Origin of the sequence: Devosia subaequoris (assembly GCF_014197055.1) — a bacterium.
GTDB lineage: Bacteria > Pseudomonadota > Alphaproteobacteria > Rhizobiales > Devosiaceae > Devosia > Devosia subaequoris.
The window spans coordinates 124,375-137,439 of the sequence record NZ_JACIEW010000004.1 but is presented as its reverse complement, the minus strand read 5'-3'; the positions used below and the strand labels follow the sequence as shown (position 1 = coordinate 137,439).

General features: G+C 62.6%; 10 protein-coding genes. 4 read left to right on the top strand and 6 right to left on the bottom strand.

Going from position 1 to position 13,065, the window contains the following annotated elements:
* Positions 1–164 precede the first annotated feature (164 nt).
* The 4 genes from pnp to GGR20_RS09315 all read right to left on the bottom strand — a co-directional run bounded on the left by pnp (position 165) and on the right by GGR20_RS09315 (position 5,030).
* Complete coding sequence (pnp, locus tag GGR20_RS09330) at positions 165–2,300, bottom strand: polyribonucleotide nucleotidyltransferase (protein WP_183310983.1); 2,136 nt, start codon at positions 2,298–2,300, stop codon at positions 165–167.
* Positions 2,301–2,609: 309 nt separating this feature from the next.
* Positions 2,610–2,957 carry a 30S ribosomal protein S15 gene (rpsO, locus tag GGR20_RS09325; protein WP_246349538.1) on the bottom strand — a complete coding sequence of 116 codons (348 nt, stop codon included), beginning with the start codon at positions 2,955–2,957 and terminating at the stop codon, positions 2,610–2,612.
* A 122-nt stretch (positions 2,958–3,079) separates the two neighbouring features.
* A complete protein-coding gene (locus GGR20_RS09320; RefSeq protein ID WP_183310982.1) occupies positions 3,080–4,786 on the bottom strand; it encodes a sensor histidine kinase in 1,707 nt (568 codons plus the stop codon).
* Positions 4,787–4,835: 49 nt separating this feature from the next.
* Positions 4,836–5,030: a hypothetical protein gene (locus GGR20_RS09315; protein WP_183310981.1), complete on the bottom strand. Its 195-nt coding sequence runs from the start codon at positions 5,028–5,030 to the stop codon at positions 4,836–4,838.
* Positions 5,031–5,124: 94 nt separating this feature from the next.
* On the opposite strand from GGR20_RS09315, the gene miaB reads away from it, so the two are divergent.
* Entirely contained in the window at positions 5,125–6,534 is a 1,410-nt protein-coding gene (miaB, locus tag GGR20_RS09310) for a tRNA (N6-isopentenyl adenosine(37)-C2)-methylthiotransferase MiaB (protein ID WP_183310980.1), read from the top strand.
* 28 nt (positions 6,535–6,562) lie between these two features.
* Here the strand turns inward: miaB and GGR20_RS09305 are convergent, their stop codons facing one another.
* Positions 6,563–7,072: a hypothetical protein gene (locus GGR20_RS09305; protein WP_183310979.1), complete on the bottom strand. Its 510-nt coding sequence runs from the start codon at positions 7,070–7,072 to the stop codon at positions 6,563–6,565.
* A 195-nt stretch (positions 7,073–7,267) separates the two neighbouring features.
* Between GGR20_RS09305 and GGR20_RS09300 the strand changes: the two genes are divergently transcribed.
* The 3 genes from GGR20_RS09300 to GGR20_RS09290 all read left to right on the top strand — a co-directional run bounded on the left by GGR20_RS09300 (position 7,268) and on the right by GGR20_RS09290 (position 9,937).
* Positions 7,268–8,329, top strand: coding sequence for a PhoH family protein (locus GGR20_RS09300; RefSeq protein WP_246349518.1), 1,062 nt, complete (start codon positions 7,268–7,270; stop codon positions 8,327–8,329).
* A 20-nt stretch (positions 8,330–8,349) separates the two neighbouring features.
* Positions 8,350–8,817: an rRNA maturation RNase YbeY gene (ybeY, locus tag GGR20_RS09295; protein ID WP_420827444.1), complete on the top strand. Its 468-nt coding sequence runs from the start codon at positions 8,350–8,352 to the stop codon at positions 8,815–8,817.
* Between the two features lie 178 nt (positions 8,818–8,995).
* On the top strand, positions 8,996–9,937 hold the full coding sequence (locus GGR20_RS09290; protein WP_246349517.1) for a hemolysin family protein: 942 nt from the start codon (positions 8,996–8,998) through the stop codon (positions 9,935–9,937).
* Positions 9,938–10,089: 152 nt separating this feature from the next.
* Here GGR20_RS09290 and GGR20_RS09285 read toward each other — a convergent pair whose 3' ends face one another.
* On the bottom strand, positions 10,090–13,005 hold the full coding sequence (locus GGR20_RS09285; RefSeq protein ID WP_183310976.1) for an FAD-binding and (Fe-S)-binding domain-containing protein: 2,916 nt from the start codon (positions 13,003–13,005) through the stop codon (positions 10,090–10,092).
* Between the last annotated feature and the right edge of the window lie 60 nt (positions 13,006–13,065).

Here is a 13,065-nt window from a genome sequence, read left to right as displayed (position 1 = left end):
TGAGTATCGCTTGATGGCCTTAACGTGGCGCGAAAGCGGCAGTTCCTCGCCTCAATGTGATGGGACCGCTGATGTTGCAGGAATGCCACGCCGACGCTGGGTCAAAAGAAAAGGCCGGGCGAGATGCCCGGCCTTCTCAATTCTCGCTTGCTGGATGGCGCGGCCTACTCGGCCGCGTCTTCCTTGGCAATTTCCTTGCCGGTTTCCTGGTCGACGACCTTCATCGACAGCCGCACCTTGCCGCGCTCGTCAAAGCCGAGCAGCTTGACCCAGACCTTGTCGCCTTCCTTGACCACATCGGTGGTCTTGGCCACGCGCTGGTCGGCCAGCTGGGAGATGTGCACCAGGCCGTCCTTGGCGCCGAAGAAGTTCACGAAGGCGCCGAAATCGGCGGTCTTGACGACCGTACCCTGATAGATGGCGTTGACTTCGGGCTCATCGGTGATCGACTTGATCCACTTGATGGCGGCTCCGATCTGCGACCCGTCCGAGGACGAAACCTTCACGGTGCCGTCGTCTTCGATGTTGATCTTGGCGCCGGTCTTTTCCACGATCTCGCGGATCACCTTGCCGCCAGTGCCGATCACTTCGCGGATCTTGTCAGTCGGGATCTTGAGGGTCTCGATGCGCGGGGCAAACTCGCCAACTTCACCACGGCTCTCGGCCAGGGCCTTGGCCATTTCACCCAGGATGTGGATGCGGCCGTCCTTGGCCTGGGCTAGGGCGATCTTCATGATCTCTTCGGTGATACCGGCGATCTTGATGTCCATCTGCAGCGAGGTGACGCCTTCTTCGGTGCCAGCCACCTTGAAGTCCATGTCGCCCAGGTGATCTTCGTCACCCAGGATATCGCTGAGCACGGCGTATTTCTCGCCTTCCAGGATCAGGCCCATGGCAATACCGGCCACCGGACGCTTCATCGGCACGCCGGCATCCATCAGCGCCAGCGAGGTGCCGCATACGGTCGCCATCGAGGACGAGCCATTGGATTCGGTGATTTCCGAAACCACGCGCAGCGTATAGGGGAACTCTTCGATCGAGGGACGGATCGGGTTGATCGCACGCCACGCCAGTTTGCCGTGACCGATCTCGCGGCGACCGGGCGAACCCATGCGGCCAGCTTCACCGACCGAGTAGGGCGGGAAGTTGTAGTGCAGCAGGAAGTTCTGCTTGTAGGTGCCCTCAAGGCTGTCGATGAACTGTTCGTCATCGGCGGTGCCCAGCGTGGCAACCACCAGCGCCTGCGTTTCGCCACGAGTAAAGACCGCAGATCCATGGGTGCGCGGCAGCACGCCCACTTCCGAAACGATCGGACGAACCGTGGTCAGGTCGCGACCATCAATGCGCAGGCCGGTGTCCAGCACGTTCCAGCGCACGACCTTGGCCTGCAGCGACTTGAACACCGCGCCAATGGTCTCGGCGGCATAGGTGCCGTCTTCGATCTGGGCGGCGTACTTTTCTTTGACCTTGGCCTTGGCGGCGTCAACGGCCGCGTAGCGCTCTTCCTTCTTGGTGAGCTTGTAGGCGTCGCGCAGTTCGGCCTCGATGAAGCCGAGCATTTCGGTTTCCAGCGCCGAATGATCTTCGGGCTCGAAATCGCGCGCGTCCTTGGCCGCCAGCTCGGCCAGCTGGATAATGGCGTCGATCACCTTGCGGCTCTCGGCATGGCCAAACATCACGGCGCCCAGCATCACTTCCTCGGAAAGCTCGTGCGCTTCCGATTCAACCATCAGCACGGCGTCGGCAGTGCCGGCCATGACCAGGTCGAGCTTTGAGTCCGAGCGGCGATCAACGGGCAGGTTGAGCACATATTCGCCATCGACATAACCGACGCGCGCCGCGCCGATCGGACCCATGAAGGGCACGCCCGAAATGGTCAGCGCCGCCGAAGCCGCGACCATGGCCAGCACGTCCGGATTGTTTTCCAGGTCGTGCTGCAACACGGTGATGACCACCTGTGTCTCGTGCTTGTAGCCGGCGGGGAAGAGCGGGCGGATCGGGCGGTCGATGAGGCGGCTGGTCAGCGTCTCGTTTTCGGTCGGCCGGCCTTCGCGCTTGAAATAGCCGCCCGGGATCTTGCCAGCGGCAAAGTATTTTTCCTGGTAGTTCACGGTCAGCGGGAAGAAGTCGATGCCCGGCTTGGGCGACTTGGCGCTGACAACAGTGGCGAGCACGACGGTTTCGCCCAGCGTGGCGAACACAGCGCCATCGGCCTGGCGGGCCATCTTGCCGGTTTCGAGCGTCAGCGGCTGTCCGCCCCAGTTGAGCTCGACCTTGTGGTGATCAAAATTGATCGACATTTCTGTTTCGTCTTTCCATTCTGCCGGAGCGCGGGAACGCGGGACTAGGCAAGATCCCACGAACGCTGCCGGTGTGCCCGCACCAATGTCGCACCCCATGTGCGCCACCAGCTCAAAATCAGGCACGGTTTCATCTCTGGCGCGGACAGAACATGGACAAGACAATGAGCTTCTCCAACGGCGGAAGAAGCCGATAATCCTGCCATGCCCCGGCGGCGCCGGCCTATGGCGCCAGATGCACTCATCCGGCATGCCCCGCAAAAAGGGCAAACCGGCGCGGAAGGCCTCTCCCGCGCCGGTCACTCGTTCTTAGCGACGCAGGCCGAGCTTCTCGATCAGCGTCTTGTAACGGTTCTCGTCGATCCGCTTGAGATAGTCGAGCAGCGAGCGACGGGTCGAAACCAGCTTGAGCAGACCACGACGGGAATGGTTATCCTTGTTGTGGCCCTTGAAGTGCTCGGTCAGGTTCGAGATACGCTCGGACAGGATCGCAACCTGAACCTCCGGCGAACCGGTATCATTGGCCTTGGTGGCGTATTCCTGAATGAGCTGGGTCTTGCGTTCAGCAGTAATCGACATCGGGCATATCCTTTCAAAACATGAGGATGTTGGTCGCCCCAGCCGGGATGTCGTCCAGGAGGGGCCGTGTTCATGCAGGACCCGGGCCGCAAAGCCCGAGGTTCCGGCTGGCGCTGCTATAAGGCAATCGGGGGCCAAAAGCCAGAATTTATTGGCACGCGCCCGCCCCGCTGCGGCAATCGGGAAATTGGCGTTCCGGCTCAGCCGGTCGCGGCCGGCTCATCCGGTCGCTCGGCCGCAAACTCAGGGTCCAGCGCGCTCAGCGGCACCTCAAACATCCACTCGACGCCATCGTGGTGGATTTCGCGCTCCACCTGAGCCCCCAGGGCGCCACCCACCATGGTGCGCAGCACCACCGTGCCGAAACCCGTGCCCTCGCCCAGCACCAGCTCCCGGCCCAGATATTCGCGCCAGCGCATGCTCAGCATCTCGCCATCGATTCTCCAGTGCAGTTCGAGCCGGCCATCGGACTCGGTAAATGCGCCATGGCGCGTGGCATTGATCGCCAGCTCGTGCAGCGCCATGCCCAAAATCTGCGCGCCCTGCGGATTTACCCTGACATCGGGGCCCGCGATCTCGAGCCGGCTCGCCTCGGGCGGGCGGAACGGCGCCAATTGCTGATCGGCCAGATCCGACAGCATCACCCCGGCCCGGCCATGCGCCAGCAACAGATCAGTTGAGCGTGCCAGCCCCATGATGCGCCGCTCCAGCGCGGTCACATAGCTCGAAATATCGCTTGCCCCGCGCGCAGTCTGCTTGGCCATGGCGGCAATCACGGCCATCTGGTTCTTGGACCTATGCGCCAGTTCGCGCATCAGGAAACGTATGTCGCGGTCCGCGGTCTGGCGCTGTTCCGACGCTGTCGCCAGCGCCTGGGATACTTCTGCGATTTCGGCGATCGGGTAGCTGCGCGGATAGACGGCCTCGCCCCGTCCTAACCGCGCCGCATCAAGCCGCAGCCCTTGCACCGAACCACCGATGCGGCGGGCGATCAGCGCGGCGACGCCCGACGCCAGCATGGCGATCAACGCACCCCAGAAGCCGAGCTGCATTATTGAATCCTGCAGGGGCTTTTCCACCTGCGCGGCCGAGGCCCAGGCGATGATGCGCCAGCCGGTATAGCCCGAGCGCCACTCTGCGGTGACCACGCGCTCGCCATTCCATTTCTCCTGGGCCCAGCCATCTTCGGGCAGCGCTTCCCGGTTTTGGCGAATGGGCAGGATGGAGCCGATTTCCAGCCCCGATTCCGCCGTGGAGGCGATCACCGCATTGCTGGTATCCACCAGTGCCGCGTGCCAGCCCTGGGGCATTTGCCGCGATTTCAGGGCTGGCACCAGATTGCGCGCATTCTGCGTCATGGTCACCAGCCGCACCGGCTCGACATTGCTTACCGGGAGCCAGACGTTGAAGACGTAGGTTTGCGCGATCTGGCCGAAAAACAGCGGGGAAATGGTCGCCACTCCGCGCTCGATGGCACTTTGCGCCGTTTCGGGGTCGGAGGTGGAGCCCAGTTCGGCCCCATACTCGACCCGCGTATTGAGCAATTGGGCAAACTCGTCATCGACCGCAATCAGATAGGAACCCGTGCCGGCCAGGGCGCTCAGGGCCCGCTCGTGGAAGCCCTCCAGATCGCCCGCTTCCAGGGACTGGCTGGTTGAGAGCACGCGCAGCGTTGTCGCCATGCCGTTGACTTCGCGGTCAATCGACTGACCCATGGCCTGTACGGTCGTATTGGTCAGCGCGGCCAGCACCCGCTGTTGCGCGTCATGGGTGCTGTTGAGCAGCACCAGCGCAACGGCCAATGCCGGGATCAGGATCGCCAGTACCAGCGCAATCAGATAGGCCGCGATCGGCCATCCGCGCCTGTGCGTCGCCGCAGCTCCCCTTGGGACGTCATTGTCCGTCATCTGACCAGCTTTCCCTGCCTGCGCCGCAGATCTAACTGCGTCGGATTACTCAATACTTGGCACTTGCATCGCTGGCTGGAAAGCTCTCGTCCACCGCCTCGTCAACCTCATCCCAGTCCTTCGGCTCGTCGGCCATTTCTTCAGGCCCGGAATTGCGCACCTGCACCGGGGACTCCGCCGGTCCCGGCTTATGTCCGTTGCGCAGGGCAGCGGCATCTTCGGATTTCTTCTTGTCTTCAACCATTTCATCGTCTTCCTATGAAATCGTACAACACACGACAAGCACGCAGGTTGCAGGGGCATGGCATCTCTATCGCAGCTCTGGTAAACAGCGCGCCATGAGCGAAAATGCACCCACGCCCCAAGACGCCTCCAAGCGCGTCTTCATCAAGACCTATGGCTGTCAGATGAATGTCTATGACAGCGACCGCATGGCCGATGCCCTGGCTCCGCACGGCTATCTGCCGACCCAGGAGATTGGCGAGGCCGATCTGGTGTTGCTCAACACCTGCCACATTCGCGAGAAGGCCAGTGAAAAGGTGTTTTCCGAGCTTGGCCGCCTCAAGGAATTGCAGGGCGAAAAGCGCGCCGCCGGTGGCGACATGATGATCGGTGTTGCCGGTTGCGTGGCGCAGGCCGAAGGCGAGGAGATTGCCCGCCGCGCCCCGGTGGTTGACCTGGTCTTCGGCCCTCAGGCCTATCACCGCCTGCCCGACATGCTGGAAAAGGCGCAAGGCCAGCGTCACATGCACCCGGCGCTTAAAAAAGCCGTGATCGACACCGACTTTCCCGAAGAAGACAAATTCGCCCACCTCCCGGCGGCCAAGAAAGAAGCCACCATTGCCCGCGGGCTGACGGCCTTTCTTACCGTGCAGGAGGGGTGCGACAAATTCTGTTCCTTCTGCGTTGTCCCCTATACCCGCGGCGCCGAGGTCAGCCGCCCCGTGTCACAGGTGCTCGATGAGGCGCGGCGCCTGGTCGATGCCGGGGTCAAGGAAATCACCCTTCTGGGGCAGAATGTGAACGCCTATCACGGCACTGACAGCGCTGGCCGCGATATCGGCCTGGGCGAGCTGTGCTACCTGCTGGCCGAAATCTCCGGGCTGGAACGCCTGCGTTACACCACCAGCCATCCCCGCGACATGGATGACGGCCTGATCGCCGCCCATCGCGACTTGCCCTTGCTGATGCCCTATTTGCACCTGCCGGTGCAGTCCGGTTCGGACCGCATCTTGAAGGCGATGAACCGCAAGCACACCGCCGCCGAGTATCTTGCCCTGATCGAGCGCATCAAGGCTGCGCGTCCCGATATGGCGCTTTCAGGCGATTTCATCGTCGGCTTCCCCGGCGAAACCGATCAGGATTTTGAAGACACGCTGAGCATTATCCGCGAAACCGGCTATGCCTCGGCCTACTCCTTCAAATACTCGACCCGCCCCGGCACGCCGGGCGCCAATCTGGGCGACCAGGTGCCCGAAGAGATCAAGACCGAGCGACTTTATCGCCTGCAGGAACTGGTCAACCAGCAAACCACCGCTTTCCATGCTTCTATGGTCGGCAAGACCCTGCCGGTGCTGATTGAGCGGGTCGGCCGCATGCCCGGCCAGGTCGGCGGGCGCTCGCCATATCTGCAAGCCGTGCATCTGGAAGGCTCCACCGACTTGATCGGCGCCATCCACCAGGTCGAAATTATCGGCACCAGCACCAATTCGCTGGTGGGCCGGCTGAACCAGGCTGCGGCGGCCTGAGCTCGTCCAGATCCAGAGCTTTGACCCGCTAGTATTGCGGTCGGGTGAAATGATCTTCGAGATGTTCCACGATTGGCGCGAACCGAGGTTTCTCGGCTGCCGGAAAAGTCATCTCGAAGGCTGAAAAGCTCGTACGGTCCTCTGAGAACATCACCTTGGTATAGAAGATCGTCTCTTCGCCTGGGCGGCTCGGCTCATAGAATCCGGAGAGCACGAACCACGACGGACCACCGGCGCGGTAAGTGACTTCGCTGATGCCGGGGCCTGTGGAGAGTCGATCTTCAAGGGTGTTCCGGTCCACCCCGATCGCTGGGCCGCCATAGAGCCTGAGGGTCGCAGACCCGCCACGCTCCACCAGGGTAGTGCCGGGGGTCTGTCCGTTGGGATCGAGCATGAAGATACCAAGCGGCAACTGCGCCGAAAACCCGAACTCGTTATCGGTATAGGTTTGCCAGCCAGCATCGACCCTCTGCCCCAGCGCCGGCGCCGTTGACAGCAGCAGCATGGCAAAAATGACACCGAGAAATTTCCAGCTCATGACGGCCTCGAAAGCATTCGTTTGAGTGCTTTCATGCAATGCGCGATCGCTCTCAGCGTTCCCCTGCTTGTACAATGAGCTCTGCGTCACAATATTGCTACAGACAACGGACCTAAATCAGCCTAGCTTCGTTGTTGTCTGGGCGACGCGCTCCGCGGCGCCCCTTTCGGGAGCCGAGAAAGTTTGAGCAGGCACTTGCCACCCACAGCCGATAACGCCCTCGCATCGCAACTCGAACTCGCCTTTGAAGACAATCGCCTGGCGGCCCAGCTTTATGGCGATTTCGACCAGAACCTCGCCTTGATCGAACAGCGTCTGACCGTGTCGGCTACCCCGCGCGGCAACCATGTTTTGCTCAAGGGCGCGGCCTCCAGGGTCGATCAGGCACGCCGGGTGCTGGAATCGCTCTATGCCGGCCTTGAAGAGGGTCGCAGCATGGATATTGCCGATGTCGATGCGGTCATCCGCATGATCGAGACCGAGGACAGCCAGCTGACGCTGCCCACGCTGGAGCGCAAGGGCAAGGTCCGCATGGCCCAGATCGCCACGCGCAAATCCACCATTGTCGCCCGCACCCCGGCTCAGGACGCGTATATGCGCGCCATGGAACGCTGCGAACTGGTCTTTGGCACCGGCCCCGCCGGTACCGGCAAGACCTATCTGGCCGTGGCCCATGCCGCCTCACTGCTCGAACGCGGCGACATCAACCGCATCATCCTTTCCCGTCCAGCCGTTGAAGCCGGCGAACGCCTCGGCTTCCTGCCCGGCGACATGAAGGAAAAGGTCGATCCCTATCTGCGCCCGCTTTATGACGCGCTTTATGACATGATGAAGCCCGAGAATGTAGAGCGCTGCATCACCTCGGGCATTATCGAGGTGGCGCCGCTTGCCTTCATGCGCGGCCGTACCCTGTCCAATGCCGTGGTCATCCTTGATGAGGCGCAGAATACCACCTCGATGCAGATGAAGATGTTCCTCACCCGTCTGGGCGAGAACTCCAAGATGATCGTCACCGGCGATCCCTCCCAGGTCGATCTGCCGCGCGGCGAAAAGTCGGGTCTGGTAGAAGCGGTAAAGCTCCTCGACGGGGTCGAAGGCGTGCATGTTTCCCGCTTCGGCGACAAGGATGTGGTGCGCCACGCGCTTGTCGGGCGCATCGTTCGGGCCTATGAGGCAGATACTGCGCGTCGGCTCGCCGAAAGGGACGGGGACCGCGAAGGTCTGGCGCGGACACTGGGCGCCGCGCCCCGGAGCTGAAACCCACACCGATGACCGCCTTGCCACCACTGGAAATCGCCGTCATCCGCAATGCGGATGGCTGGCCCGATCATTTTGATGCCATCGCCGAACAGGCGGTGCTGGCCGCCATTGCTGGCGCCAGGCCGAAAATAACGGGCGCGGCGGAAGTCTCGGTGCTGCTCACCGATGACGCCGAACAGCGTGAGCTTAATGCCCAATGGCGCGGTAAAGACAGCGCGACCAATGTGTTGAGCTTCCCCCAGATCGAGCCCTTCGCGCCGGTCACGGGCCTGTTGGGGGACATCACCCTGGCGCGCGAAACCCTCGAGCGTGAGGCGGCCGATCTGGGCAAGAGCCTTGAACATCATTTCACCCATCTTATGGTGCATGGATTTCTCCACATTTTGGGGTATGATCACATTAATGAGGCCGAGGCCCTTCAAATGGAGGGGCTGGAAACCCAGATATTGGCAGGGCTTGGGATCGACGATCCCTATGCCGAATAGATTTTTGGCCAGGAACCCCGGATCGACTGGGGCATTTCCGGTCTCATAGGACAGTCAATGAGCCGCTTCGTGCGGCGCGAGATGAATGAACGATAGCGACAGTAGGGCCCTACGGGTGGCCGAAAACCCCGAACCTCCTTCTAGTCCCGCCCCCGCCGTGTCGCGGGGGCCGAGCCTGTTGAGCCGTATAAAGGGTCTGATGGCCCGGACCACGGTTTCACTGCGCGATGACCTGCAGGAAGCACTCGACGATACCGGCGGCGCCGAAACTGGCGACTTCTCGGAGAGCGAGCGGCTGATCCTGCAAAATGTCCTCAAGCTCTCCAAGGTGTCGATCGACGACGTCATGGTGGAGCGCTCGGACATTCAGGCGGTACCCTCCGACATCAATCTGGGTACGCTGCTGGCCCGTTTCCGTCAGGTTGGCCATTCGCGCCTGCCGGTTTATGAGGACGGGCTCGACAACATTGTCGGCTTCATCCACATCAAGGACGCGCTGCAAAAGATCACCGAACCGGTCACCGATCCGGAAAAGGACGTGCCGGTCAAACTGCTCTCGACAGCGCTACGCCAGAGAATCGGCAAGCTGGGCATTCTGCGCAAGGCCATGTTCGTGCCCACCTTCATGCCGGCGGCCGACCTCTTGCAATCCATGCGTGCCAGCCGCACCCATATGGCCATCGTGGTCGATGAATATGGCGGCACCGACGGGCTCGTGACCATCGAAGATCTGCTCGAAGCCGTGGTGGGTGAAATCGAGGACGAACACGACGTTACCGAAGCCGCACTGATCCGCAAGGTCGGCGAGGATGTCTTTGTCGCCAACGCTCGCGCCGAGCTCGAAGACGTACAGGCTATGATCGGGCCAGATTTTGACCCCGGCGACCACGCTGAGGATGTCGACACCATCGGTGGCCTGGTCTTCGATCTGGCCGGCCACGTGCCCAAACGCGGCGAGCGGATCAACGGCATCAAGGGCTTTGAATTCGAAGTGCTCGCCGCCGACAGCCGCCGCGTCAAGCGCCTGCGCATTCACCGCAAGCGCGACCAGATCGTGGCCGTCGAACCCCTGGCCATCACCGACCAGCGTTCTGTCCTGGAAAGACAGGCAGCAGAGTGACCTTGTGCTGCTCCGCTGCTTCCCCTCGGGGGGGGCGCAGCGGGGTGGCAAAGCTGGGGCGAGGGTAAAAGCCCCTCATTGTCGTCTCGACCTTGGCCTCCCCTTGAGGGGGAGGGCATAAGGGTCGAGTGACTGTTTTCGAGGCAAATACTCTACCTACTCGCCCATTCCAGCAGGCTTGCCAGGCTCACAAAGGGCACCTCGGCCCGCTCGCTCAGTCCCGAGGCGCAGGTCGAAACTGTCGAGACGCCCAGCTCGCACCCCTCTGGAATGTCATTGCCCACCCGCCGTGTCGCATGTGCGTTCAACTCGGGCAGGAACAATCCCTTGTCCCCCGCATAGCCGCAGCAGGTGATCGATGAGAGCACGGCGACGGTTTCTGCACAGGCCGCCGCTATTGCTTCGGTGGAAGGCTGCTCGAACAGCCGCTGGGCCGAACAATTGTGATGCACGGCAAGGCTCGTCAGCCTTTGGGTGATCGTCAGTTTCGGCAGCACATGCTGGGCCAGGAATTGTGCCGAGTCCGCCACAGCCGCATCGCCGGGAAACTCCTTCAAATGCTTGGCGCAGGTCGAGGCATCGGTCACCACTTGCAGCCGTCCGGCATCCGAAAGCGTTGACAACTCACGCTTCAGCGCCCCGCCCACCTCGGCGGCCTGTTCGGGAAATCCCTTGGACTGAAACGGTTGGCCGCAGCATTGGCCGCTGAGCTTGTCCGGCACGATCACGTCATAGCCCGCCCGCTCGAGCAGCGCGATCATCGCTGCTGGCGTGTCGAGCAGCTCGTGGCTGGTCCTGGGCGCACCGAACATGCGGCTGGGGCAGGCCGGGAAATAGACCACGCTGGGCCGCTCGCTCTGGGCAATTGGCACCGGAAACCCGCTTGCGCGCGGGTCCTGCCGATTGTCCCGCGCTTTTGGCGCGCCGGGGCCATGGTGCAGCGCCCGTGACACGCGTGGCACGCGTTTGCCGGTCAGCCGCCGTGCCGTGTCGGTCATTGCCTCCACCGCCGGCGCGGGAATGACGGCGCGGGCCATATCGGCCACCGCCACCCCGCCCCGCATCATGGTTTCGACCGCGCCACGATGGTCAGCGGCGAAGCGCGCCACCGACTGCGCCGTGCTGCCACGCCGTTTCGCGCGCTCGCCCAGAATCATCGTCCCGGTCTCGATGCCCACCGGACAACGCAGCGAACACAAATTGCACGCCGCGCAGGTATCCATCCCGGCATATTGGAAATCGGCCTCGAAGCGCGCCAGTCGCGCCGGGTCTTCTCCGGTCTCGCGCAATCGCGCCCTTTCGCGGGTGACCGCAATGCGCTGGCGCGGTGTCAGCGTCATATGATGGCTGGGACAGGCCGGCTCGCAAAAGCCGCACTCGATGCACAGGTCCACCAGCTCGTCGCTTAGCGGCATGACCTTGAGATTCTTGATGTGGATCTTGGGGTCGTCATTGAGCAGCACGCCCGGATTGAGCAATCTTTCGGGGTCGAAGATCGCCTTGATCCGATGCATCAACGCATAAGCCTTGGCGCCCCATTCCGCTTCCACAAAGGGCGCGATCGCGCGGCCAGTGCCATGCTCGGCCTTGAGCGAGCCTTGATAGCGCACCGAGACCAGTTGCGAGAGCTCCTGGTTGAGAGCGTCGAACTTCTCCGCCGCGCCATCTTGCGCAAAATTGTCGCTCATCTGGAAGTGCAGATTGCCGGCCAGCGCATGCCCGAAAATGATCGCGTCGTCATAGCCATGCTTGTCGAGCAGATTGCGCATATCGACCACGAACTCGGCCAGCCGCTCGATGGGCGCGGCCACGTCCTCGGTCAGCATCGAAGTGCCCTTGGGCCGTGCCGCCCCGCCCGAGGTGAAGAACCCCTTGCGAATGTCCCACAGCGCCGCGCTGCGCTGCGCGTCGCGGCTCAGCTCGATATGGGTGGCACCATGGCGCTTGAGCAGGTCTTCGGCGTTGGCCATTTCGGCCAGCAGCGTCGCCTCGTCCGGCGCTGTCACATCGATCAGCACTGCCGGAGAGTCCGCCGTCAGCCAGGGCAGCAGCGGCGCCATTGGTGGCAGATGCTCCACCGTCGCCAGGGCCCGGCGCTCGATATACTCGGCCGCGGTGACGCCGGTCGTCACCTGCACGCCGCCATTGGCCATTTCGATGATGGCGCGTCCCGCCGCCTGCGGATCGGGGAAGGGGATCAAGCCCGTCGCCTTGAACGGATGCTCGGGTACCGTGTTGTAGGTCACCTCGGAAACAAAGCCGAGCGTGCCTTCAGACCCCACCATCAGATGGATCAGAATTTCGAGCGGGTCGTGGTAATCGACCAGCGCATTGAGCGAGTAGCCCACCGTGTTCTTGATCCGGTATTTGTGCCGGATCAACGCCACCAATTCCGCATCCGCCATCACCTCGTGATGCAGCTGATGGATCTGTTCGAGCATGGCCGCATGGCTGATGCGGAAGGCGTCGCAGCTGGCGGCATCCCCCGAATCGAGCGTGGTGCCGTCGGTGAGCACAATCCTTAGGCGCGCCATGGTATGATAGGTGTTCTGCGCCACCCCGCAGCACATGCCCGAGGAATTGTTGTTGACCACCCCGCCGATCTTGCAGGTCGCCTGGCTGGCCGGGTCGGGGCCGATCTTCTTGTCGAAGGGTTTGAGCGCCCGGTTGGCCTCCGCCACGATAATCGCCGGTCCCAGGGTCACCTGTTCGGCGCCCGGGTGAATGTCCAGCTTGCGCCAGCCATCGCCCAGCACCGCCAGCACGCCGTCGGTCACCGCCTGGCCCGACAGCGAGGTGCCGGCCGCCCGGAAGGTCACCGGCAAGCCCTCGGCCCGTGCCGCCTTGAACACGGCGCGCACATCGTCCTCGGAATTGACGAACACCACTGCGGCCGGGATCAGCCGGTAGGAGCTGGCATCGCCGCTCCAGGCGTAGGTCATCAAAGGGTCGGTATGAATGGCGCCCTGTAGCTGCCCTTCGAGGCGGGTGGCAACGCGTTCCCCGGCCGCCAGGCGGTCAGGTGTCGGGGCATGGGGCTGTAAAGAGAAATCGAGGGCTTGCTGCATGCCTCCTCACTAACATGTTAGTAAGGGGCAGCAAACACAAATTGCGTGCCTGTGGCGATC

Bases quoted from the DNA above. Each gene is read 5' to 3' on its own strand.
- pnp (WP_183310983.1), bottom strand. From the start codon at position 2,300: ATGTCGATCAATTTTGATCACCACAAGGTCGAGCTCAACTGGGGCGGA.
- GGR20_RS09320 (WP_183310982.1), bottom strand. From the start codon at position 4,786: ATGACGGACAATGACGTCCCAAGGGGAGCTGCGGCGACGCACAGGCGC.
- GGR20_RS09315 (WP_183310981.1), bottom strand. From the start codon at position 5,030: ATGGTTGAAGACAAGAAGAAATCCGAAGATGCCGCTGCCCTGCGCAAC.
- miaB (WP_183310980.1), top strand. From the start codon at position 5,125: ATGAGCGAAAATGCACCCACGCCCCAAGACGCCTCCAAGCGCGTCTTC.
- GGR20_RS09305 (WP_183310979.1), bottom strand. From the start codon at position 7,072: ATGAGCTGGAAATTTCTCGGTGTCATTTTTGCCATGCTGCTGCTGTCA.
- GGR20_RS09285 (WP_183310976.1), bottom strand. From the start codon at position 13,005: ATGCAGCAAGCCCTCGATTTCTCTTTACAGCCCCATGCCCCGACACCT.